Here is a 22,939-nt window from a genome sequence, read left to right as displayed (position 1 = left end):
CCCCGGCCGTCCTCGACGTCCGGGGCTCTGCCTTGTCTGCAAGGGGGGCGCTGTGCGCGACTGGACCGACCGATTCCTCGCGAAGATCGACGACGCCGAGGGCGGCTGCTGGCAGTGGACCGGCCACCGGCAGACCAACGGATACGCGCAGTTCAAGATCAGCGGGCGCGTCCGGCTCGCGCACCGGGTCGCGTACGAGACCCTGCGCGGCCCGATCCCCGCCGGCCTCGTGATCGACCACCTGTGCCGCAACCGCGGGTGCGTGAACCCGGGCCACCTCGAACCGGTCACGCAGCAAACGAACGTACTGCGCGGTGTCGGCATCGCCGCCCGCCGGGCCCGACAGACCCATTGCGTCCACGGGCACCCGTTCACCACCTCGAACACCTACGTCGCCCCGGGCGGAAACCGACGCTGCCGGACATGCCGGCGGGCGCAGAGCAGACGGCGGGGGGTGAGCTGTGCCCCTGCCTGACGGAAACGTGCCGTGGCCGCCACCGCAGCTCGCCGGTCTGCTGCGCGATATGGCGGTCGACGACGCTTGGTACTCCGGCGACCGCAAGCGGCTCGCCGCCGTCTACCGCGACCACGGGCGACGACAGGACGGGCGGCGCCGGCTGTGGGCGCGCGCCAACCCGACACCGGGGCGGCCCGACAACCGAATGCACATCCCGCTCGCGGGTGACCTCGCCTCGACCTCGGCGGACTTGCTTTTCTCCGAGCCCCCCGTGCTCACGGTCGAGGACCGGGCCACGCAGGACCGGCTCGGCGAGCTCGTCGAGGCCGGCGGCGTGGCGAACTCGCTGCTCGAAGCGGCCGAGATCGGGGCGGCCCTCGGCGGGGTCTTCCTGCGCGCCACGTGGGACAGCAGCCTTGCGGCCCGCCCGCTCCTCACCACCGTGCACGCCGACTCGGCCGTGCCGGACTTCCGATGGGGCGTGCTGACCGGGGTCACGTTCTGGCGGGAGCTGTCCGGCTCGGACACCGCCACCGTGTGGCGCCACCTCGAACGACACGAGCCGGGATTCATCCGACACGGGCTCTACCAGGGGACCCCGGACCGCCTCGGCGTCCGCGTGCCCCTGGCCGAGCACCCCGACGTCGCCGCCCTGGTGGACTCCCTCGACCCGGACGGCGACGGCGACGGCATCGCGACCGGGATCGACGAGCTCACCGCCGCATACGTGCCGAACATCCGGCCCCACCGGAAGTACCGGGGTGCTCCGTTCGGCCGGTCCGACTACGCCGCCCCGCTGCATGACTTGATGGACGCGCTCGATTCGGTGTGGACATCGTGGCTGCGCGATATCAGGCTCGCCCGCGCCCGCCTGATCGTGCCTGACGCCTACCTGCGCGACCACGGCCCCGGCCGCGGCGCATCCTGGGACGAGGACCGCGAGGTCTGGCAGGCCCTCGCGATTCCACCGACCGAGAGCGGCGGTGCCGGTATCACCTTGTCGCAGTTCGCGATCAGGGTCGCCGAGCACCAGAGCAGCGCCGACGCGATCGTGCAGCAGGCCGTGCGCTCCGCCGGCTACTCCGCGCAGTCCTTCGGGATCGGCGATCAGGTCGCCGCGACCGCGACCGAGGTCAAGGCCCGCGAACGCCGGTCGATGATCACCCGCGACAAGAAAGCGCGGTACTGGCAGGCGCCCCTCGCGCACATGCTGCACGTGATGCTGCTGCTCGACCGGCGCCTGTTCACCCCGTCCCTTGTGGTCGAGCGCCCGCGCGTCGTGTTCGGGGACTCGGTCAGCGAGGACCCGCAGGCGACCGCGCAGACCCTCGCCCTGCTCGTGCAGGCGCAGGCGATCAGCGTCGAGACCCGCGTGCGCATCCTGCATCCGGACTGGGACGAGACCGCGGTGCGGGAGGAAACCGACCGCATCCTCGCCGAGACCGGGCAGGCCGTGCCCGACCCCATGCAGGCGGGCGCCCTGCTCTGACGGGATCGAGGGGGCGCCGTGCCGATTCACCCCGGGATGGTCGAGGATCTCTCGGCCGGTGTCCGCGACTTGTACGCCGATGCCGAGCAGCGGCTGCTCGGCATCGTCGCCCGGCAGCTCGCCGCAGGCTACGAGGCGCCCGGGTGGGCGACGGCCAAGCTCCGCGACGTGCAGCCCTTGCGGCGCGCGGCGCAGGGCGTCGTCACCGCTCTGTCGGACGCCATGCAGCTTGAGGTGTTCGGCGTCGTCGCCGAGGCGTACAACGTGGGCGCCCGGTCCGGGCTCGCCGAGCTCGGCGCCCTGGCCGACGTCGACGCCCGCCGGATCGCCGAGAGCACCCCGAACGCGCGGGCGGTCGACCGGCTCGCGCAGGAAACCGTCGAGCTCGTCACGCAGACCCACCGCGGGATTCTCCGGGGGGTCGAGGACGCCTACCGACGCGTGATCGCCGAGGTGTCCGCGACCCCGCTGCTCGGCATCGACACCCGCAGGCAGGCCACACAGCGGGCGATGGACCGCGCGGCCGACCGCGGGCTGCGCTCGTTCGTCGACCGGTCGGGTCGGTCCTGGCAGATGACCTCGTACGCCGAGATGGCCGTGCGCACCAGCGTGGCCCGTGCCGCGGTCGAGGCGCACGGCGACCGCCTGCGAGCGGCGGGCGTCGACCTCGTGATCGTCAGCAACGCGCCCCACGACTGCCCGCTGTGCGACCCGTTTGAGGGCCGCGTGCTCACGCTCGACGGGCCCGACGGCGCCCGGACGATCGAGGTCGAGCACGCCGTCGAGGACGGGCGCACCGTGCAGGTGCACGTCGCCGGAAGCCTCGACGAGGCACGCCGCCGAGGGCTGCAACACCCCAACTGCCGGCACTCCGTCGCCGCGTTCCTTCCGGGCGTGACCCGGGTTCCGGTCGAGGCGTCCGAGGATCCCGACGGGTACGAGGCGACACAGAAGCAGCGGGCGATCGAGCGCGGCATCCGCAAGTGGAAGAACCGGAGCGCCGCCGCGCTCACGCCCGAGGCCAAGACGGCGGCCGAGGCCCGGGTGCGTCAGTGGCAGGGGCGGATGCGCGACCACCTCGCCGCGCACCCCGAGCTCATCCGCCGCCGCGAGCGCGAGCAGCCGGGCGCGGGCAACCTCCCTTCGACCGCACCGCCGCCCCCGGCCGACGCCGTGCAGGCGGCGCGGGTCCGGTCGGGCGACGAGCGGACCCTGCCGGAGATGACCGAGACCGAGCTCGGCGCCGCGCTGCGCCCGGGGGTCCTCGACGAGCGCGACCGCGACCGGATCGCCGCCGAGGCGGACCGCCGCGACGAGCAGGAACTGCTCGCCCGCATCCGGCCGCAGGGCCGGCTCGTCGACGACCTCGCGCAGTTCTCCGACGACGAGCTCGCCCGGATCGCCGTCCACCTCGGCGACGAGGACATGCTGCGGATCATGGGCGAGATGGACCGGCGCGACATCGACGCCGCCATGCCCGGTGTCCGCCGCGACCTCGTCGGCATGTCCGAGGCGCAGCTCGCCGACCGCGCCCGCCACGTCGAGGGCGACCGGGCGGCGATCGGCGCCGAGGTCCACCGGCGGCGCCTGCTCGCCGATCTCTTCCCGGCCGGACGGCTCGCCGCCGATCTCTCCGCGCTCGGCGACGACGTCCTCGTGTGGGGGGTGCGGTACGCCTCCCCCGATGACGCCGCGCGGATCGCCGCAGAGATCGACCGCCGATACCCCGCCACCCCGCCCGCGGTCCCGGCGGGCGCGACCGTCGCGGACACCCTCGCCGCCCGCGAGGCCCTCGACGCGGCCATGCAGCCCGTGCACCTCGACGACCCGCAGCCTGCGGACCCGGACGAGTGGGGCGCCTACGGACGCGACCTCGAACGGGGGCCGGACGGGACCGAGCACATGTCCGCGGCCGAGCGATGGGCGTACGAGCGCGACCTCGCCGACCGCGAGGCACGCGAGGCGTACAGCCGCGAGGAGATACGCGAGATGTACCGCGAGCACGTCTATCTACAGGTGCTCGCCGCCGAGGACTACACCCGCGGCAACATGCTCAACCGCCGCGCCCGGTCCGCCGGCGTCGATCCCTTCTCCCTGTTCAGCGGCCCCGCCCACGTCGCCTACGCGAGGGCATCGGAAGACCTGATCCGCTTTTGGGAAGAGGTCTCGCCCCGGGTGACCCTGACGGAGTTCACCGAGCAGGTGACCGGGGTCCGGACGCAGGCAGGCGAGACCGCCCGCGCATCACGTGAGGACCAGCGACGCCGGTTCTAGGGGGTGATCGCTTGGGGTTCCGTGAGGACGCCGTGCGCGCCCGCGAGGCCGGATACGCCGCCGCGGTCGCCGGACGTCCGGCAACCGACTGCCCGCACCGCGGCGACGCCCTGCTGCGGGCCGCATGGGTCCGCGGCTACGTCGCCGCCGAGCAGCGACCACAGCCCGAGCAATAACCGCCCACATCGAGGGGGCCGCCGATCCGGCGGCCCCTTTTCTCATTCCCGCACCACGCCCCGGAGGTCCGAACCACCATGCCCGAGCCGACGTCCGAGACCACTCCGACAGGCCCGAACACCCCGCCGGCCGGCGCCCCGGCGGCCGACCCCAACCCCGCCCCGACCACGCCGACGGGTGACGACCAGGCCGCGGCCGAGCAGCTCGCCACCGTGACCGCCCGAGCCGATCAGGCCGAGGCCGAGCGCGCCGAACTGCGCGCCGCCCTCGACGCGGTGAACAAGGCGCTCAACCCCGACGCCGTCGACGGCGAGCAGGACCCGACCAAGCTCGCCGCCGCGGTCGCCGACCGCGACAAGCAGCTCGTCGACGCCGCGAGCGAGCTGCGCGCGGCTCGCGTCGAGCTCGCCGCGTACAAGGCGGCCGGCGCCGAGGGCGCCCGCGCCGACCGGCTGCTGAACAGCCGCAGTTTCCTCGCCGCGCTCGGCGACCTCGACCCGACCGACGCCAAGTTCGGCGAGCAACTCACCGCGGCGATCAAGGCCGCGGTCGACGGCGACCCGGACCTCTACCGCACTGCGCCCGCCGCGCCGGGCCGTGGGGGCGCCGAGTTCAACGGCGCCCCGCAGGGCGAGCGCCGGCCCGCCTCCCTGCACGACGCCATCGCCGCCCGCCTCGGCGGCTGACCCACAGACAGGAGACACCGCCTATGGCGATCACCCTTGCCGACGCCAAGCTGAACACGCAGGACGACATCGACCTGACCGTGATCGACGAGTTCCGCAAGTCCTCGTGGCTGCTCGACAATCTGCCCTTCGACGATGTCGTGTCGCCCGCGGGCGGGGGCGCGACGCTGACGTACGGATACACCCGCCTGATCACCGAGCGCCCGGCACAGTTCCGACCGCTGGGCACCGAGTACCCCAAGGCGCAGGCGGCCCGGAAGCGGTTCACCGTCGATCTGTCCCCGCTCGGCGGGGCGTTCGAGATCGACCGTGTGCTCGCGAACCTCGGTTCGGCGGCGACCAATGAAGTCACGTTCCAGATGGGCCAGACGATCAAGAGCGCGAACGCGTTCTTTTCCGATCAGGTCATCAACGGCAAGCGCATCACGACCCCGGGGGCCGAGGCCGGTTTCGACGGACTCGACAAGGCCCTCGCGGGCAGCACGACCGAGATGGGCGCGGGCGCCTCCCTCGACTGGACCGGCTCGGCGATCGGGGAGAGCGCGGGCAGGGCAAACGACGCGATCGACGTGCTCGACGAGTTCCTCGCCCTGCTCGACGGTGCCCCCTCGGCGATCTTCGGGAACAAGAAGACCATCGCCCGGGTGCGGTCGCTCGCCCGTCGGGCCGGCTACTTCTCCCGCAGCGAGAACTCGTTCGGGCAGCGCGTCGAGACGTACAACGGCGTCGCCCTGGTGGACCTCGGCGACAAGGCCGGCAGCACCAACCCGGTGATCCCGATTGAGACCCGCGACGTCGACGGCGCCGGAGCAGGCGGCAACATCACCGGTCTCTCGGACCTGTACGCGGTCCGCCTCGGGGTCGATGGGTTCCACGGTGTCTCGACCCTCGGCGGGCAGCTCGTGCGGCAGTGGCTGCCCGACTTCACCACCGCGGGCGCCGTCAAGGTCGGCGAGGTCGAGCTCGGGCCCGTGGCCGTTGCTCTCAAGGCGACCAAGGCCGCGGCGGTTCTCCGGAACATCAAGGTCCAGTGATGCGGTACGAGATCACCGCGCCGCACGACGGCGACGAGCAGATCGCCGATCTCACCCTCACCGACGGCCGCGGCACCGCGACCGGCCCGAGCGAGGGACTGCTGCTCTACCTGCGCAGACACGGCTACATCGTCGACCCGGTCGACGAGACGAACGCCCCGCCGGACGACGACAAGCCGGCGGGGCGTTCTGCTGCCCGCAAGACGAGGGGGTGAGCGTTGGCCCGACAGCCGTACGCGACCCCCGAGGCCCTCGCCGCGTGGCTCGGCACGCCGGCCCCGGCCGACGCCGAGCGGCTGATCGCGAGGGCGGGTGAGGACATCGACTCGGCGCTGCTGACCGCCGTCTACCGGGTCGACGAGGACGGCGACCCGACCGAACCCGACATCGCCGCCGCCCTGTCGGCCGCGACCTGCGCGCAGGTCGAATGGTGGCTCGCCACCGGCGACGACGGCAGCGGCGCGGCGGACCGATGGGGCTCGGTCTCCATCGGCCCCGTGAGCCTGTCCGACCGCAAGACCTCGGCCGCGGGCGCGTCCGGGGTCGAGCTCGCCCCGCGCGCCCGGCGAGCCCTGCGCCGAGCCGGACTCGAACCGGGGCGGGTGTTCGCATGGTGAGCCTGCCCGAGTTCCTGCTGCGGCACCGGATCACCGTCGAGGCGTACGAGGGCGACGGCGCGTACGGGCCCGTCTACGGCGCCCCCGTCCCCGAGGTGCCGGCGCTCGTCGCCGCCTCGGTCCGCATGGTGCGCGCCCCAGACGGAAGGGAGGTCACCAGCAGCGCGCAGATCATCGCCGCCCCCGACCTCGCCTGTCCGGTCGGCTCGCGCATCACCCTGCCCGACGGGCGGGTGACGACCGCGCTCTCGGTAGCCCGCCACACCGCGCCCGGTCTCCCAGTGCCCGCCTGCTCGGAGGTGATGTGCGAGTGAGCCGTGCCCGACTGCGCTGGAACGGGGCCGCCGCCAACGACGCGATCCGCGAGGCCGCGGCCCGGGGGCTACTGCTCGGCGCCGAGCACGTCCTCGCCGCCAGTAGGCAGCGTGTGCCGATCGCCGAGGGAACCCTCGAACGGTCCGGCGCCGCCTCGGTCGACGAGCAGCAGATGACCGCCGCCGTCAGCTACGACACGCCGTACGCCGCCCGGGTCCACGAGGACATGAACGCTCGGCACGCCCCGGGCCGGTCGGCGAAGTACCTCGAATCCGTGCTGCCCGAGACGTCCGGCGAGGTGCAGGCGCTGATCGCGGCGCAGGTGCGGCGGGCGCTGCGGTGAGCTACTCCACCGATCTCGCCGACGGGGCCGCGCGGCTGCTCGCCGCAGCCGGGGTCGGCATCTACCGGCCCGACGGCGTGTACGCCGCGGGCGAGACCGCGATCACCGTCGCCGCCCTTCCGCCCGCGCCCGACCGCGCGATCTGCCTTTCGACCTACCCGGTCACCGACTCGCCCGGTCTCACCGACACGACCACCGGCCTACAGGTGCGCGTGCGCGCCGGCGCGGACCCGCGCGAGGCCGAGGTGCTCGTCGACCAGGTGCACGACGTGCTGCACGCGTCCGGCCCCCACGTGTGGGGCGAGGTGCGGGTGCAGCTCGTGTTCCGCGTGTCGGCAGCGCCGATCGGGACGGACTCGGCGGGCCGGTGGGAGCGGACCGCGAACTACCACCTTCGCGCCCATCGGGCGCACCCCAACCTCGAATAGGAGGAACGCCATTGAGCACGCCGCCGCCGATCGACGACGTGACCCTGCTCGCCCGGCGGTACCGGCTTGAGCTGGACATGGGCACGAACACGCCCACATGGACCCTGATCCCGGGCGTGAGCGAGTTCGCGCCGAAGATCGAGCCCACTGTGCAAGAGCTGAACCTGTACGACGGCGAGGGCTATCCCGAGCAGGTGGTGACCATGCTCAAGTGGAGCGTCGAGACCACCCTCGCCCACCGCGCGAACCCGGTCACGCGGAAGTTCAGCAGCTCCCAAGAGGCCCTGCGCGCGGCGTCGATGTCCTTCGGGCCCGGCAGCTACGTGAAGGTGCGTTGGTTCGACCGGACCGGTCTCCCGGACGCCTACGAGGGGCGGGCCGTGGTCCAGTGGGAGCCGGACGGCGGCGACGCCGCCGAGGTCGACACCGTCAAGGTGACCTTGACCGGTTCGGGCCCGCTGACCGCGATCACGAACCCGGTCGCGTCCCCCGGGCTGCTCGCCGCCAAGGGGGGTGACAGCTGATGGCGTTCGAGGCCCTCGACGAGCTGCTCGTCGAATCGCTCACCCTCCCGATCGGGGGCCGGCACTACGCGGTGCCGGCCCCGTCCGCCGAGGTCGGTCTGCGCACGCAGGCCCTCGTACACGCCGCCGCGGTCGCCGCGGACGGCGGCCGAGCCGACGAAACGGTTCTCTCGGACGCGGCCGAGCGCGACCACTTCCGCGACGTCCTCGGCACCGCCTACGACGAGATGCTCGCCGACGGCGTGTCGTGGCCCGCGCTCAAACACGCGGCCCTCACCTGCATGGTGTGGATCGCGCAGGACAAGGTCGCCGCCGAGCGGTTCTGGAACTCGGGCGGCGACCCAAATCGTCTGGCCCCGAACCGAGCGGCGCGCCGGTCGGGCGGGGCGAATTCGACGAGGAATCCGGGCTCTGGGAGTGGTACGAGTACCCGGCCGGAACCGGGCCGCGGCAAGCGCAAGGGCGGCAAGCGTCGCAAGTGACGTGGGCTCGCATCCTCGACGACTGGCCGATCGTCGAGGCTGATCTGCACGAGACCTACGGGCTCGATCTCGGCACCCCCGGACTACTGCAATCCCGCTCGTGGCGGTGGCTGCGTGTTCGGGTGCTCGGCCTGCTCAGCACCGAGACGCGCCTCGCGCGCCTGCTCAACCCCCCGCCTGACTCGCCCGCTCGGTAGCACCGTGCGGCACGACCGACCGGGGGGTGAACTGTGGCCCTCATGGTCGGCGAGCTCGCCGCCACCATCACCGTTGACGAGTCCGGCGCCGTCGCCGGTGTCGCCCGCGCCGAGCAGGCGATGCGACAGGGCGGCGATCGGATCGCCGCCGAGGCCGACCGCGCCGGCGAGCAGGCCGGCGACGCACTCGGCGACGGGCTCGCGGACGGCGCGGCCGACGGCGGCGCGGAAGCGTCCCGCGGCATGGGTACCGCCCTTAAGGGGTTCGCCGTCGCGGCGATCGGCGCCGGTATCGGGGCCGCGCTCATGGCCGGCATCGGCAAGGCCCTCGAACAGGACAAGATTCCCGGGCAGCTACAGGCGCAGCTCGGCGCGACGGGCCCGGTCGCCGCCAAGTACGGCCAGGTCGCGGGCGATCTCTACGCCTCGGCGATCGTCGACTCGGTCGGCGACGGGGCCGAGATCATCAAGGGCATTGCCCGCGGGGGGCTGCTGCCGCCCGAGGCGACGCAGGGGCAGGTCAAGACCCTTGCGACGCAGGTCGCTTCGGCCGCCTCGGTCATGGGCGAGGACGTCTCGAAGGTGAGTCGGTCCGTCGGCACGATGATGAAAAACGGGCTCGCCAAGTCCGCCGAGGAAGCGCTCGACGTCCTCGTGAAGGGGTCGCAGAACGGCGTCGATGCCGCCGAAGACCTCTTGGACACTTTCGCGGAGTATCCGACTGAATTCCGGCAGCTCGGTCTCGACGCTCAGACGTCGATGGGGCTGCTACAGCAGGGCCTGCAAGGCGGTGCCCGCGACGCCGACACCGTCGCCGACAGCCTCAAGGAATTCACCTTGATGGCTCAGTCGATGGAAGAGGCCACGGCCGACGCCTATACGAGTCTCGGTTTCAATGCCGAGAAAATGCAAACGGTCTTCCAGAAGGGCGGGCCGGAAGCGGCAAAGGCCCTCGATCAGGTTCTCGACAAACTGCGGGGCGTCAAGGACCCAGCCAAACAGAGCGAGCTCGCCCTCGGCCTTTTCGGCACCAAGGCCGAGGACATGCAGAAAGCGATCTTCTCGCTCGACCCCTCGAATGCAGTCAAGGCTCTTGGCGACGTAAAGGGAGCGACGGACGCCGCCGGTAATGCGCTGCACGACAATGCGGCGACGAAAATCGAGGCGTTCAAGCGGGGCGTCGAACAGAAGCTCGTCGGCGCCATCGGGAATTACGCGATCCCGGTTATCGAGAAGCTCGCGAATTGGGTCGGGGCGGGTGGGCTCGGCGCTGCGTTCAGCGCGGGCGCTGCGTTCGTCTCGGAGCACTCGACGGCGCTCTCGATCGCCGCCGGCGTGATCGCGGTGCTGATGCTGCCGACGCTCGTCGCGCTCGGGGTCACCGCGTGGACGGCCACCGTCGCGGTGGTCACCGGATGGGCCACTCAGACCGCCGCAGGGGTAGCCGCAGCAGCGCGGTTTGTCCTGCTCAACGCGTCGATGCTCGCGGGCTGGATCGCCCAGGGAGCGGGCGCCGCGGCTGCTGCCGTACGAGTGGTCGCGGCGTGGGTCGTCATGGGCACGCAGTCCCTGATACAGGGTGCCCGGATGGCTGCGGCGTGGCTGCTCGCCATGGGGCCGATTGCGCTCGTGATCGCCGCGGTGGTCGGGATCGTCGCCCTGATCGTCGCCAACTGGGACACGATCGTCGGCGCAACAAAGGCCGCGTGGGATTGGGTCTGGGGAAAGTTGAAATGGGTCGGAGAAACGATCCTTCAATTCTTCTTGAATTGGACGATCGTCGGCCTGATCATCAAGCACTGGGACTCCATCAAGAGCGGAACCGTCAGCGCGTGGAACGCCACGGTCGATTGGGTTAAGGGTGTTCCCGGCCGGATCGTCGATTTCTTCCTTAACTGGACGTTGATCGGCCTGATAATCCGGCATTGGGATTCCATCAAGACGGGCACGGTCCGCAAAGCGGGCGAGATGCTCGACTACGTTCGCGGACTCCCCGGCTCGATCGCGGGCTACTTCGGCAACTTCGGAACCATGCTCTACGACAAGGGCCGCGACCTGATTTACGGGCTGTGGAACGGCATCAAGGGCATGGGCTCATGGCTCAAGTCGACCTTGATGTCTTGGGCCAAGAATCTGATTCCGGGACCCATTGCGAAAGCGCTCGGAATTCATTCTCCGTCGCGGCTCATGCGAGACAAGATCGGCCGCTTCATCCCCGCGGGAATCGTCGAGGGCATCAAGGCGGGGTCACCCGCCGTCGCCCGGTCCATGCGCAATCTCGTGCAGGTGCCGGCCGGTCCGCAGCTCGCCACCGCGGGGGCGCCCGCGGGCGGGGGCGCCTCGGCCGGTGGTTGGGGGCCGACCGTCCATATCGAGAACTGGCACGGCGGCGAGCAGTCCCCCGACCAGAACGCGACCGCGCTCGCGTGGCACATGAAGGCACGGGGGTGATCATGGCCCCCGGTGATCGCGTCCGCAGGCCCGGACACGTCCAGTTCGGCGAGCTGCTGCTCGGCCCCGGCACCCTGTACGGGTGGGAGTCGCTCTCAGGGTGGGAGGACTCCCCCGGGCTGGACTCGGGCACCGTGCCCCGGTCCGACGGCCACGGGGCCTACCCCGGGCGGCTGCTCGCGCAGTCACGGACGATCACGCTCGACGGGCTCGCAATCCGGACCGAGCCCGGACGGATGGGGGCCGCGGTCCGTGAGCTGTCGGCCGCGACCGCGCTCCGCGACGACGAGCTGCCGCTCGTCGTCCAGCTCGACGACTCCCCGCCCCTGCTCGTCTGGGCACGGTGCCTGCGCCGAGCGGTACCGGTCGGGGCCGGTGGCTACGCCCTCGGGCTCGTCACCGGGGGCGCGCTGCAATTCGAGGCCACCGACCCGCGTCGGCACGGCCTGATCGAGCAGCAGGCCGAGACCGCTCTGCCTGCGCCCGAGCCCGGTCTCGACTGGCGGACCACTCCGGGCCCGGAACGGCTGCTGTACCCACTGGACTTCGGGGCCCCCGGCAGCACGGGCGCGCTCCGCTCGGTGAACGAGGGCGACGCACCCGCGCACCCGTCAGTCACCTTCCGGGGCCCGGTCTCGCTCCCCTCTCTGACGAACGTCCGCACCGGCGAGGTGATCGAGTACGACATCGACCTCGCCGCCGACGACACGCTGCTCGTCGACACCCGCGAGGGCACCGTGACGCTGAACGGCAGCACATCGCGGCTCTACACCGCGACCGCCCGCAGCGTGCCCGAACCCGTTTTCATTCTTCCGCCGGGCGCGACCTCGCTCGCCTTCCGCGCGGCCCCCGGCTCCACCGACCCTCGCGCCTCGTGCGAGATCCGGTGGCGGTCGGCCCACTGGTAAGGAGGTATTCCCTTTGACCGTGCGCGCCGGATGGCTGCTCTCCGCAGGGCAGACCCGCGAGGACACACGGCTTGTCCCCCTCGGCGTCATGGCCCCCGAGGGCCCGATGACCACCCGAGACGGCGTGATCGCCGGCGGGGACGCGCTCAAGGCGACCGGCACCTCGGCCATGCAGGTGCAGATCGGTGTCGGCCGCGCCTTGGTGCAAGGCACCGACGCACAAGGCGCCTACCCGGTCGCCGTGACCGCCCCCGAGACGCTCACCGTCGGCGACGGACACGCGCAGTATGGGCGGATCGACGCCGTAGTGCTTCGGGTCTACGACGAGGCGTACGACAACGGCACTCAGACCCTCGCTCGCGTCGAGATCATCCGGGGCCCTGAGATCGCCACGCCCACCCCGCCCACGCTCCCCCCGGCCGCGCTGCGGCTGTGGGAAATCACCGTGCCCGCGGGTACGAGTGCGGGCACCGGCGGGATCACGTGGGGCTCGGCCCTCGTCGACCGGCGCAGGTACACCTCGGCGTACGGCGGGATCATCCCCCGCGGGTACGGGCTGAGCTTCTCCGGCGCGTATCCGGGTCAGTTCCGGGACAACGGCAGCGGCCTCGACCGGTGGGACGGCGCGGCGTGGCAGACCCTCGACCCGGTGATCGGGTGGACGGCGCCCACCCTCGCCGCCGGCTACACCAACGGCGGCAACAACCAAGGGACGCTGCGGTACCGGCGGATCACGCTTGGCGGAGTGCCTCACCTCCAGTGGCGCGGCGGGATCTCATGGGCGACCAACGCCTCGCCCCCCAACTCGGGTCAGCCTCTCGCCGCTGCCCTGCCTGCTGCTGCCCGCCCTGCGCTGCACACCTCCCTCTCGATCGCCGCCGGCGGCGTGCCGATCAAGGTCGATGCTCAGACGAACGGGCATCTCAAGCTGATCGGAAACCCCTCGCTGACCACGTGGGCCGCCATGTCCGGCCTGATCTACCCGCTCGACGCGTAGGGGGGTGCCCGGTTGGCGTTCCCCACGTACAGGGTTGTTCTCTGCGACCTGCGCAGCGACCAGGTCCTCGACGTCCTTCCGATCACCGACGTGTCGCTCGACGACTACATAGGCAAGGTGGGCACCGCCTCGGCCACGATCCCCCTGCCGAACCGCGCGGTCGCCGCCCGCGCCCGCGCCGCGGTCGAGCCTGGCCGAACCGCCGTGTGGATCGAGCGTGGCTCGGAAATCTGGTGGGGCGGCGTGCTCTGGACCGCCTCGCTCACCAGCAGCAGCCGCGGGTTTCTCGGCCTACAGGTGCAGGCGGGCGGGTGGGCGTCATACCTCGATCACCGCGCGATTCTCCACACCCAAGAAGCCAAGCAGGTTGATCAATTCGACATCGTGCGGGGGCTGCTCGACTACGCCGCGAGCCTGCCCGGCGGCGAAATCGGCATCGAGTACGACGCCGAGCAGCTCTCGGGCGTGCTCCGGGACCGGACCTTTCGCCGGTACGACGTGCCCCGAATCCGGGAGGTGATCGACCAACTCGCCGCGGTCGAATCAGGGTTCGAGTGGCGGATCGCGAGCTACCGCGACCCCGGTAGCGGCCGGCGGATCAAGCAGGTGCAGCTCGGCGCCCCCGTCATCCGAACCGGGGCGAGCGAGGTAGTCCTCGACCACCCGGGCCCGATCCTTTCCTACGGGTGGCCCATCGACGCCACCGTGCAGGCGAACGTGTGGCAGAGCCGAGGGGCCAGCGACAACCGCAACCAGACGAAAGAGTCGCTGCCGATCATGTCCGAGCTGCTCGAAGAGACCGGGCAGCTCACCGCCGGATGGCCTCGGCTGGACGGCACCAGCGACTACAGCACGGTGACCGAGCAGGCGACCCTCGACGCACATGCACGCGCCGACCTGGCCGCCGCTCTGCACCCGCAGACGATCCCCGAGCTCACGGTCGCACTCGACCGCACCCCCCTCTCGCCCGCCCTGCTCGGCGCCACCGTCCGCGTGCGCATCCGTGACCTGTGGTGGGCCGAGGGCCTCGACCGCCGGTACCGCGTGGTCGGCCTCGCGATCTCCCCACCCCTTCGCGGCCGGCCCGAGACCGCCCGCCTATTTTTGGAGGCCGCCTAGTGGCAGCAATCCCCCTCGACCTGCTCGACCGAATCCGCGAACTCGAACGGCGGGTGCGCGAGCTCTCCGGCCGCGCGAACATCCGCCCTGCCCTCGATCAGATCCTGCACGGCGACATCGTCATCGGCGAGGGAGGGCAGCTCATCGCCCAGACGCCCGAAGGGGTCGCGACTTTCAAAGTCGGTCAAACCGCTCAAGGGGACTGGGGGCTGTTCCTGCGTCGAGCCAACGGAACCCGCGCGCTGACCGTCGGCGACGACATCCTCGAAGACGATCAGATGATCCGCATATGGAGCCGCGACAAGGAACGCCCGACGCCCATCCTCATGGATGACGCCTTCTCCGACCGGTTTCTCGGCCGGCCCATGCTCCCCCTACAGCTCCACCCCACCGAGCGACAGAACACGGCACTCACCACCTATCAACCGGCGTGGTGGGGGTCCGGCCCGGCAACACACGCGGTCGCCGAGATCGAGCTCTACACCTACGCCAACACCGGCGGCGGACAGGTCAAGGTCACCATGAAGCCCGAGGGCGGCACCGCGATCACGGTCGCCGAATACGACTGCGCCCCCGGTACGTGGACCAACCGATTCATCCAGCAGCCCATGCACGACGTGGAATTCATGCAGTGGGTCGAGTGGACGGTCGAGCACCGCAACAAGGAACCGAACCGCGACGTCGAGACACGGCTCTATTCGGCGCTCTACCGCCACACCTACACGCCCGACGAGGCCCCCCGCGTGCCGACACGTCCCACAACAGCCACCGTCGCCGCGCAGCAGGGCACCGGCCCCGCGGCAACCGAGGCGTCTCCGTCCGAGACCAGGCGACGGCCCGACCCGGAGCGCGCCCCGCTGGGACTGCGCACGATCGACGACTAAGGAGGGTCCGCCCTGCTGCCACCGTCCATACCCACCGTGACCCTTCGCGCTCGCTTCCTCGCCCCCGACGGCACGCCGCTGTCGGGGGCGCTCATCGTTCGCTCACCCGCGACGCTGACCTTTCCTGCCGCCGACGTCATCCTCGGCGGGCCGGTAACCGTGCAGCTCGACGCGCAGGGCGCGGTCGAGGTGACGCTGCCCGCCACCGATGCCCCCGACATGGACCCGTCCGGGTGGGCGTACGTCGTGACCGAGCAGCTCTCGGGAATCCCCCTGGGCCGCTCGTACAACGTGCTGTTGCCCCGGGCGCGGCCCGAGGTCGACCTCGCCGATATCGCTCCGACGGACCCCTCGAAACCGAACTACGTCGGCGTACCCGGACCCGCCGGACCACAGGGCCCGGCCGGCTCGCGGATCTACACCGGCGCCTCGGCCCCGGCCGCCGGCCTCGGCACCGACGGCGACCTGTACGTGCGGTACGAGACAGCAACCGCACTCGGGGTCACCTCGACGACCGTCTCGACGTGGCAGCGCACCGCCGGTGCGTGGGCGCAGCTCGGCGGCGACGTGCGGGGCGCCGCTTGGTACGTCAACGACAGCACCACACCGACAGCCGGCACACGCGCCGGCGACATGCTGCTCCGCATCGACAGCGGCAACATCTACCAGCGTCAAACCTCGGCGTCGTGGGGAAGCGTCCTCGGCTCCCTCAAGGGTCCGAAGGGCGACAAGGGCGACCCCGGAGCGATCGGCGCAACCGGCCCCGGCGGCGTCGTGCAGTCCGTCAACGGCAAGAGCGCCGCCGCCGTGGTCCTGGCCGCGGCCGACGTCGGCGCCGTACCCGCGGCCGGCCCGGCCGTGGTCACGCTCCCTGCCGGATCGTCCGAGCTGCCGCTCGTCGTCAAGGCCGAGGACAAGGCGACCACCCTCTTTGAGATCCGGTCGACCGGCTCGGTTCGAGTCCAGACCGGAAACGTCTACATCGACCGCAATCTCAGGGTCGGCGACGCCACCGCGGACAGCGGCGGGGGCCTCGGCGTGATCGTCGTCAAGGACGCCACGACCGTACCGACCGCCGCCGCCGCGGGCGCCGCAGTCCTCTACAGCGAGGGCGGCGTCGCCAAGATCCGGCAGGGCGACGGACAGATCGTCACCGTGGGCGCGAGCGGGGGCGGCGCCGTAGCGTCCGTCAACGGCAAGACGGGCGTCGTCTCGCTCGTCGCGTCCGACGTCGGCGCGCTCGACCAGGCCGCGGCCGACGCACGGTACGCGCAGACCTCGGCCGCCGTCCTGCTCGCAGGAAGTCAGACGATCAGCGGAAGCAAGACGTTCAGCGCCGTCCCATCCTCATCTGCCGCGCCGACCACCGACAACCATCTCACCCGCAAGTCCTATGTAGACGCGCTCGGCGGGGGCGAGTTCCGCGCGAGCGACCACGGTCTGCTGACGTGGGCGTTCGACCCCGCCCTCGGTCACTCCGCCCCGCTCTACCCCGGGTCGGGACCGATCCGGGTCACAGCCGTATACCTGCGGTCGGCAGCGTCCGTGACCAAGATCGCGTGGCACTTCGGCGGATACGCGGGGGGACTCGCCAGCGGCTCATGGGCCGCGCTCTACAACGCTTCTGGGACGCGAGTCGCGCAGACCGCCGACCTGTCGACCGCGGGCGCCGAGCCGGCCGAGGTCCACAACACCGGCGGCGCTACCGTCTCGGTCCCGCTGACCGCTGCCTACTCCGCCCCCGCCGGCCTGTACTTCGTTGCCTGGCGCTTCCAGTACAACACCAGCACCGGCGACGGCCCCATGATGCTCGTCGCCGAGAGCTCGTTCGGCTCACCGCCGAACGTCTTCGGACTGACCCCGGTTCGCCGATTCGGCTCCTACGCGACCGGCGCCGCCACCGCCCCCGCCTCGCTCACCCTCGCCTCGATGGAGAACGGCTCCAACAGGTTTTGGACGGCGCTCGCCTAGCCCGTCCGCCCCCTCATCCACCGTCCCGCGCCCGATGTGGCTCGGGGCTTTTTCTATGCCCGGAGGGCCCTTTGAAGTTCGTCAGCCGCGCCCAGTGGGGCGCACGTCCCTCCCGCTACGCGCTCGCCTACATCGGCAGCACCCGCGGAGTGAAGATCCATTACGAGGGGTCGCCCGTCCCCGCGTCCCTCGCCCGCCCGGAGAACCACGGCCAGTGCGCCGGCAGGGTCCGGGCGATTCAGGCGAGCCACCTCGCCAACCGAGAGGAGGACTACAGCGACATCGCGTACTCGGCGATGGTCTGCCCGCACGGCTACGTCTACGAGGGCCGCGGCGCCCACCGTCGGACCGGCGCGAACGGGTCCGCCGCGCTGAACACCGGTCACTACGCCGTGTGCGCCATGGTCGGCGACGAGGGACTCACCACGCCCACTGACGCGCAGCTCGACGGCCTGCGCGACGCGATCGAGTGGCTGCGCGAGGACGGCGACGCCGGCAACGAGATCCGGGGCCACAAGGACGGTTACGCGACCGCGTGCCCGGGACCGGCGCTGTACGCGTGGGTCCAGCGTGGCGCCCCGCGCCCGAGTGGCGGGGGCGGTACGCCCTCGCCACAGTTCGAGCCGTTCCCGGGCGTCGCATGGTTCAAGCGCGCTCCGCGGTCGCCGATCGTCACGGCGATGGGGCGCAGGCTCGTTGCCGAGGGCTGCTCGGCCTACCGCGAGGGCCCCGGTCCCCAGTGGACCGAAAGCGACCGCCAGAGCTACGCCCGGTGGCAGCGAAAGCTCGGGTTCTCCGGTGACGACGCCGACGGGTGGCCGGGCGCGACCTCGTGGGCTGCGCTCAAGGTCCCCAAGAGCTGACCGATTCGCCCGCCCGGCAACCCGGGCGGGCGCCCGTCCCCACCCTGTGGAAGAAAGAGGTACACCCATGACCGATGCCACCCGCCGCACCGTTCGCACTGTGGTGCAGACCGTGCTCGCCCTCGCTGCCGGACTCCCCCTGATCATCGACGCAGCCGGTATCCCGCAGACCGCGGCCGGCGTCGGCGTCGCCCTCGCGGTCGCCGCGGGAATCACGCGCGTGATGGCGCTGCCGGTCGTCGAGAACCTGCTGCCGGCGTGGCTGCGCGCCGCCCCGCACCGCGACGCCGAGCTGCTCGCGCTCGACCGCGGTCCGGACGGCCGCCCGTGACCGATCCCTCGCCGTCCGACGTCGCCCTCGAACTCGAAAGGCTGCGCGGTGTCGTCGAGGCGGGATTCGCCCGCCTCGACGGACAGCTCGCCCTGATCATGCAGCGGGGCGATCAGGTCGACCGGCAGCTCGCCGATCACGAGACACGGCTCGACGCCCTCGAAAAGAACCGGTGGCCAGTGTCGAGCGTGCTCGCCCTGGTGGCCGTTCTCGGTTTCGCTCTCACCCTCTGGCAGATCGCCACCCGCTGAACGCAGCGCCCCCGCTACCGGCCTCGTGCCGGTAGCGGGGGCGCTCTTTGTCGTTCTCCGGAACACGAGGGGGCCCTCGGCGATGCACCGCCGAGGGCCCCCTCGTTGGGGTCACCGTGCGGGCGATCTACGCGACCGCGTGCACGGGAGGAACACCCCAAGGGCCGCCGACCGCCCCCGCGTGGGAGGCACTTTCCGGGCGAGCGGCGGGGTCTATGACGTAGCGGGTTCGGCGGCGCCTGCCTCCCCGGCGGCGCTTGCCGCCCACGGGTTCGGCGACGCGCACGACGATGATGTGTTTCCAGCAGTGGCAGCGGTAGCTCTCACCGGGGCGGGTCGGCGGGTCAACGAGCCATCGGCGTGTACTCGGCATGGACGCCCACACGGCAGTGAGTACCAGCAAACAGACGCTGCCCCCGATGATGATCGCGAGCAGGACGAGGGGGTTCTCGAAGGTGCTCACGCTGCCTCCCCGTAGGTAAGGGTGAAGATCACGCGCTTACCGTCGCCGTTCGGGACGGCGCGCAGGTCGGCGGCATGGGCCCGGATCAGAGCCAGACCTCGGCCCCGTTCCGCGCGCCACGCGGCCGGCGGGCGGGGGCTCGGGAGCCATCCGGGGCGGTCGTCGTCCACGGACACGGTGACGGAGGTCCGGCCGAGGGTGGCCTCGACCGTGATCCGTTCGACCCGGGTGTGCAGACAGGCATTCGTCACCGCCTCGGACGCGCAGAGTCGCGCCTGCTCGGCGATCTCACGGTGTCCGAACGACCGCAGCAGCATGGCGAGCCAGTCTCGGACGATTCTCGGCGTGGTGTTAGCGCGGGGCGCCGTCATGCGGTACGTGCGCTCGGGCGGGTCCTGCGGTAAGGCGGTTGTCGTCATCTCGTCGTCTCCCAACGCGGTCGAGCTCGCGCGCTGCGCGCCATGCGTGGCGATGGCCGCCCCCGGGGTGACTGCGCATCAAGGCGCAAGTCAGCGGCTGCACTTCGGACTTACTGGCGTGCGTCGCGGTGCTGCCCAGGACCATAGGGTAAAAGGTTGGACCGGTACAACCCTGTACCCCCAAGAATCTCTGCGGGTGGACCCGTGACGTCGGACCCGGCAAACTCAGGTAGGACAAGGGGAAGGGACACATGCCGCCGAGGGACAATCCGACCGCCCGACAGATCCGCTTGGGCTCTGAGCTGCGGAAGCTGCGGGAACGCGCAGGCATGACCGCACGTGACGCCGGCGGCTTGCTCTCCACCGACGCGGCCAGGATCAGCAACATCGAGGCAGGCCGCCTCGGCATCAGCGACGAGCGCATTCGCAGGCTGTTCACGTTCTACCAATGCGACGACGCCGCCCTGCTCTCCGCACTGTGCGTCATCGCCGGAGAGCGCCGCGGTACCCACTGGTGGGATGACTACCGCGGGATTCTCGCGCCCGGATTTCTCGACATCGCCGAACTCGAACACCACTCGCCGAAGCTGCGTTGCTTGCAGCCCATGACGTTCCCCGGTGTCCTACAGACCGAGGAGTACGCACGGGCCCTGTTTGCCGGCGTCATTCCCCAGGTACCGGGGGACGAGGTAGACGCCCGAGTCGAGCACCGTATGAAGCGGCGCGCGATCTTCGACCGCGACACACCGCCACGTTTCGAGGCGATCGTGCACGAGGCCGCACTGCGAATGCGAGTCGGTGGTCGCAAGGTGGCCCGAGCGCAGCTCGAACACCTGCTGCAAGCGTCCGAGCAGGAATGGATCACTCTCCGGGTGATCCCCTTCGCGGCCGACGACTTCATCGAGGTCACACAGACCGTGATGTACGCGACCGGCGCCGTCCCGCAGCTCGACACCGTCCATATCGACACGCCGTTCGGCGGTCGGTTCCTGGACACAGCCGCGGACCTCGACCGGTACAGGGCCCTGCTCGACTTCGCCGAGCAGACCTCGCTCGACCCCGGCGAGTCGCGAAGCTTCATTCACCACATCGCAAGAGAACTGTGAGAAATACAGGGATGAACAGCGAATTCAACTGGCAGAAGTCGAGCTTCTCCGGGGGCGGCGGCGAGCAGTGCCTGCACGTTGCCGCAGGGCACGACGGCGCGATCCTGCTGTGCGAGAGCGACGACCCCGCGAGCATCATCACCACGTCGCCCGAGAAGCTCGCAGCCTTCATCAAGGGTGTGAAGAACGGCGAGTTCGACCACTTCGTCAACTAGGGACGCTCGCGCGCTCGGCGCCCCACGCCGACAACCCCCCACCTGACCAGGGCCGGGGGGTTTTTGCATATGCCAGTCTGCATGTTTGTACCGGTCCACCCTTGCAACCGTTCAGCGCGTGGCGCTACGGTCTCCCTGCGTTACCACGGTGGGGCGGATTCACGGCCCTACACCGTGCCTGACGTGCCCTAACTCCGCTCTCTTGTCCAGCCATTGGGCGAGGGTCTCCCCAAAGTTGCACCATGGCCGCCGTTCCAACCGTGGTCCGGCAGAGCTCAGCCGAGACACCGTGGCAGGGAGGTACGAATGCAGGCATTACCGCCCCGCCCGGCATATGCGGGTACAAGCTTGCAGACCGTAGGGAGATTCGACCAGGCCGCGCCCGTGAGCGCCACGGTCGCTCGCGGGTTCGTACTCACCGTTGTGCGGTATGCGTCGCAGAACTCGACCCGTGCTGTACCTGTCGAGGCACCCCGCATCCTTCCAACGGCCGCAAGCACCGTTCGGGCGATGCGCGTTCAAATCCGGACAGCTCACGTGTTCGGCATGACTCCACGCGAGATCGCGCGAGCCGTCGAGTGGTCCGATTCCGGATGGCACTACGCCCTTGGGCTGCTCAACTCGGGCCATCACGCCGGCTTCACCGTGGTATTCGGGAGTGGAACGGTCGCCGAGTGGTCAGCGCGCCCCCTGCGGTACCTCGACCTACACACATCGAGCCCGTGCCGATTCCTCGAACGCCGCGCATCTCAAACGGAATTGAGCTCATGAGTACCACCATCATCACGGATCATCCGGCATGGCGGAGCCGCACGGAGGGTTACCGAGTGAGGCTCGTCGAGCACGATGGTTCTCCCTGGCTCGCTACGCTCAACCGGGCGCGCGGGCACCTGCTGCTGCAACCTGTCGGCGCGGGCGCGGCTGAACCACCAGCGTTGTCGTACACGTCGGCGATCACTCTCCCGCCGGCAACGGAACAGACCTGTTCCCTGCTCGACTCCCTTGTGCGGCTCGGAACGGTGGTCCGCCTCACAACGCCGTCGCTCTGGGATGCACTCGTCGCGGCCATCCTCCGGCAGACCGTGAGCGCCTCGATCGCACGGCGGAAGCACACCGCATTCTGCTCCGCCTACGGGCAGCACTTCACCACCCCCGCGGGCGAGCTCGCGCTCACCCCGTCCCCCGAGCGGGTGCTCGCCCTGTCCGTCGAGGGATTCGAAGCCGTGGGCACGAAGTTCAACGCGTGGGCCCTGCGGAGTGCTGCCGAGGCGTACCTCGACCGGGGCGAGAAGTGGGCCGGGCTTCACGGCGAGCGGCTGATCGCCGAGCTCGCCTCGGTGCCCGGGATCGGACCATGGACAGCCGCCGCCACCGCTGCCGACGCAACGGGCGATTTCTCGGTCTACCCACACAGCGACCTCGCCGTGCGCACGTGGGCGGGTCGCGCCGCCCCCGGTCTCGCTCTGCCGAGCGCCGAGAGCGAGTTCGCGGCGCTCTGGCGCGAGTGGGCACCTGCCCCTGCCCAACTGCACGCCCTGACCCTGTTCACCCTCGCCTACGGCAGCGACCTTCCCGAGGTTGACCAGGCGGCCCACCCCCAGACTTCCGGCCGCGCTCCCGCGGTCGGATAGCACCACCCGACAGAGTCCCGTCCACGGAAGAGAGAGCAGATGCCCGTCGCAGTGAAGCCGTGGGGCTTGCAGCGCTTAGCCCCGTACCCGAACACCGTGCACTACCCGTTCGCCCGGACCGAGATCGACGCCGAGACGCAGACGACGAGCTACTTCGACACCGCGGGGCAGCGCGTCGACATGGGCGGCGGCCACGGCACCAACCAGTCGACGTCCTCGCCGACCTCGACGGGCGCCGACGGCGGGGGCTCTCAGCCGCCCGCGCCCGCGGACTCGGACGCCCTCGAAGACCACGTGCCGGACTAGA

At 71.0% G+C, this 22,939-nt stretch carries 28 protein-coding genes; 26 read left to right on the top strand and 2 right to left on the bottom strand.

Features of this window, described 5'->3' with window-relative positions; all coding sequences use genetic code 11:
• Positions 1 to 52: 52 nt before the first annotated feature.
• The 22 genes from ADL08_RS33435 (at position 53) to ADL08_RS33330 (ending at position 18,798) form a co-directional block, all read left to right on the top strand.
• A complete protein-coding gene (locus ADL08_RS33435) occupies positions 53 to 475 on the top strand; it encodes an HNH endonuclease signature motif containing protein (RefSeq protein ID WP_053649785.1) in 423 nt (140 codons plus the stop codon).
• A gap of 49 nt (positions 476 to 524) precedes the next feature.
• Complete coding sequence (locus tag ADL08_RS33430; protein WP_234352364.1) at positions 525 to 1,946, top strand: phage portal protein; 1,422 nt, start codon at positions 525 to 527, stop codon at positions 1,944 to 1,946.
• 18 nt (positions 1,947 to 1,964) lie between these two features.
• Entirely contained in the window at positions 1,965 to 4,220 is a 2,256-nt protein-coding gene (locus ADL08_RS33425) for a phage minor capsid protein (protein ID WP_078968595.1), read from the top strand.
• A gap of 11 nt (positions 4,221 to 4,231) precedes the next feature.
• Positions 4,232 to 4,396 carry an Rmf/CrpP fold protein gene (locus tag ADL08_RS37775; RefSeq protein WP_199837150.1) on the top strand — a complete coding sequence of 55 codons (165 nt, stop codon included), beginning with the start codon at positions 4,232 to 4,234 and terminating at the stop codon, positions 4,394 to 4,396.
• 78 nt (positions 4,397 to 4,474) lie between these two features.
• On the top strand, positions 4,475 to 5,083 hold the full coding sequence (locus tag ADL08_RS33420) for a hypothetical protein (RefSeq protein ID WP_053649779.1): 609 nt from the start codon (positions 4,475 to 4,477) through the stop codon (positions 5,081 to 5,083).
• 23 nt (positions 5,084 to 5,106) lie between these two features.
• Positions 5,107 to 6,117 (top strand): major capsid protein, encoded by a 1,011-nt coding sequence (locus tag ADL08_RS33415; RefSeq protein ID WP_053649777.1) that lies wholly within the window; start codon positions 5,107 to 5,109, stop codon positions 6,115 to 6,117.
• Positions 6,117 to 6,332 carry a hypothetical protein gene (locus ADL08_RS33410; RefSeq protein WP_053649774.1) on the top strand — a complete coding sequence of 72 codons (216 nt, stop codon included), beginning with the start codon at positions 6,117 to 6,119 and terminating at the stop codon, positions 6,330 to 6,332. Before ADL08_RS33415 ends, ADL08_RS33410 begins: the two co-directional genes overlap by 1 nt.
• Positions 6,333 to 6,335: 3 nt before the next feature.
• On the top strand, positions 6,336 to 6,734 hold the full coding sequence (locus ADL08_RS33405) for a hypothetical protein (protein ID WP_053649771.1): 399 nt from the start codon (positions 6,336 to 6,338) through the stop codon (positions 6,732 to 6,734).
• Positions 6,728 to 7,048, top strand: a complete 321-nt coding sequence (locus tag ADL08_RS33400) for a hypothetical protein (protein WP_053649769.1) — start codon at positions 6,728 to 6,730, stop codon at positions 7,046 to 7,048. The genes ADL08_RS33405 and ADL08_RS33400 overlap by 7 nt, the downstream gene beginning before the upstream one ends.
• Complete coding sequence (locus ADL08_RS33395) at positions 7,045 to 7,392, top strand: hypothetical protein (protein WP_053649767.1); 348 nt, start codon at positions 7,045 to 7,047, stop codon at positions 7,390 to 7,392. The genes ADL08_RS33400 and ADL08_RS33395 overlap by 4 nt, the downstream gene beginning before the upstream one ends.
• On the top strand, positions 7,389 to 7,820 hold the full coding sequence (locus tag ADL08_RS33390; protein WP_053649765.1) for a minor capsid protein: 432 nt from the start codon (positions 7,389 to 7,391) through the stop codon (positions 7,818 to 7,820). Before ADL08_RS33395 ends, ADL08_RS33390 begins: the two co-directional genes overlap by 4 nt.
• 11 nt (positions 7,821 to 7,831) lie before the next feature.
• A complete protein-coding gene (locus ADL08_RS33385) occupies positions 7,832 to 8,344 on the top strand; it encodes a phage tail tube protein (RefSeq protein WP_053649763.1) in 513 nt (170 codons plus the stop codon).
• Positions 8,344 to 8,826, top strand: a complete 483-nt coding sequence (locus ADL08_RS33380; RefSeq protein WP_053649761.1) for a DUF7426 family protein — start codon at positions 8,344 to 8,346, stop codon at positions 8,824 to 8,826. The genes ADL08_RS33385 and ADL08_RS33380 overlap by 1 nt, the downstream gene beginning before the upstream one ends.
• Before the next feature lie 239 nt (positions 8,827 to 9,065).
• Complete coding sequence (locus ADL08_RS33370; RefSeq protein ID WP_234352363.1) at positions 9,066 to 11,474, top strand: phage tail tape measure protein; 2,409 nt, start codon at positions 9,066 to 9,068, stop codon at positions 11,472 to 11,474.
• A gap of 2 nt (positions 11,475 to 11,476) precedes the next feature.
• Positions 11,477 to 12,382: a phage distal tail protein gene (locus tag ADL08_RS33365; protein ID WP_053649893.1), complete on the top strand. Its 906-nt coding sequence runs from the start codon at positions 11,477 to 11,479 to the stop codon at positions 12,380 to 12,382.
• 13 nt (positions 12,383 to 12,395) lie between these two features.
• On the top strand, positions 12,396 to 13,379 hold the full coding sequence (locus tag ADL08_RS33360; RefSeq protein ID WP_053649755.1) for a hypothetical protein: 984 nt from the start codon (positions 12,396 to 12,398) through the stop codon (positions 13,377 to 13,379).
• A 12-nt stretch (positions 13,380 to 13,391) separates the two neighbouring features.
• Positions 13,392 to 14,498, top strand: a complete 1,107-nt coding sequence (locus tag ADL08_RS33355) for a hypothetical protein (RefSeq protein ID WP_053649753.1) — start codon at positions 13,392 to 13,394, stop codon at positions 14,496 to 14,498.
• Positions 14,498 to 15,382 (top strand): hypothetical protein, encoded by an 885-nt coding sequence (locus ADL08_RS33350; protein ID WP_053649751.1) that lies wholly within the window; start codon positions 14,498 to 14,500, stop codon positions 15,380 to 15,382. Before ADL08_RS33355 ends, ADL08_RS33350 begins: the two co-directional genes overlap by 1 nt.
• Before the next feature lie 36 nt (positions 15,383 to 15,418).
• A complete protein-coding gene (locus ADL08_RS38615; RefSeq protein ID WP_053649749.1) occupies positions 15,419 to 17,353 on the top strand; it encodes a hypothetical protein in 1,935 nt (644 codons plus the stop codon).
• A gap of 71 nt (positions 17,354 to 17,424) precedes the next feature.
• Positions 17,425 to 18,216, top strand: a complete 792-nt coding sequence (locus ADL08_RS38610) for a peptidoglycan-binding protein (RefSeq protein ID WP_053649747.1) — start codon at positions 17,425 to 17,427, stop codon at positions 18,214 to 18,216.
• A 67-nt stretch (positions 18,217 to 18,283) separates the two neighbouring features.
• On the top strand, positions 18,284 to 18,547 hold the full coding sequence (locus ADL08_RS33335) for a hypothetical protein (RefSeq protein WP_053649745.1): 264 nt from the start codon (positions 18,284 to 18,286) through the stop codon (positions 18,545 to 18,547).
• Positions 18,544 to 18,798: a hypothetical protein gene (locus ADL08_RS33330; RefSeq protein WP_053649743.1), complete on the top strand. Its 255-nt coding sequence runs from the start codon at positions 18,544 to 18,546 to the stop codon at positions 18,796 to 18,798. The genes ADL08_RS33335 and ADL08_RS33330 overlap by 4 nt, the downstream gene beginning before the upstream one ends.
• A gap of 127 nt (positions 18,799 to 18,925) precedes the next feature.
• On the opposite strand, the gene ADL08_RS37420 is transcribed toward ADL08_RS33330, so the two are convergent.
• Both ADL08_RS37420 and ADL08_RS33325 read right to left on the bottom strand, forming a co-directional pair.
• The gene (locus tag ADL08_RS37420; protein ID WP_159043159.1) at positions 18,926 to 19,261 is read right to left on the bottom strand and encodes a hypothetical protein; all 336 of its coding nucleotides are present in this window, start codon (positions 19,259 to 19,261) and stop codon (positions 18,926 to 18,928) included.
• Positions 19,258 to 19,680 (bottom strand): ATP-binding protein, encoded by a 423-nt coding sequence (locus ADL08_RS33325; protein WP_078968596.1) that lies wholly within the window; start codon positions 19,678 to 19,680, stop codon positions 19,258 to 19,260. The genes ADL08_RS37420 and ADL08_RS33325 overlap by 4 nt, the downstream gene beginning before the upstream one ends.
• A gap of 251 nt (positions 19,681 to 19,931) precedes the next feature.
• Between ADL08_RS33325 and ADL08_RS33320 the strand changes: the two genes are divergently transcribed.
• From ADL08_RS33320 to tgmA, 4 genes are all read left to right on the top strand, one after another.
• A complete protein-coding gene (locus ADL08_RS33320; RefSeq protein ID WP_053649739.1) occupies positions 19,932 to 20,786 on the top strand; it encodes a helix-turn-helix domain-containing protein in 855 nt (284 codons plus the stop codon).
• 11 nt (positions 20,787 to 20,797) lie between these two features.
• Positions 20,798 to 21,001, top strand: coding sequence for a DUF397 domain-containing protein (locus ADL08_RS33315; protein ID WP_053649737.1), 204 nt, complete (start codon positions 20,798 to 20,800; stop codon positions 20,999 to 21,001).
• Between the two features lie 767 nt (positions 21,002 to 21,768).
• A complete protein-coding gene (locus ADL08_RS33310) occupies positions 21,769 to 22,632 on the top strand; it encodes a hypothetical protein (RefSeq protein ID WP_053649735.1) in 864 nt (287 codons plus the stop codon).
• A 39-nt stretch (positions 22,633 to 22,671) separates the two neighbouring features.
• Positions 22,672 to 22,938, top strand: a complete 267-nt coding sequence (gene tgmA, locus ADL08_RS33305; RefSeq protein ID WP_053649733.1) for a putative ATP-grasp-modified RiPP — start codon at positions 22,672 to 22,674, stop codon at positions 22,936 to 22,938.
• Position 22,939 lies beyond the last annotated feature (1 nt).

The sequence above is a fragment of the Streptomyces sp. NRRL F-6492 genome (assembly GCF_001280125.1).
GTDB lineage: Bacteria > Actinomycetota > Actinomycetes > Streptomycetales > Streptomycetaceae > Streptomyces.
This window is presented reverse-complemented; position numbering and strand designations above follow the sequence as displayed.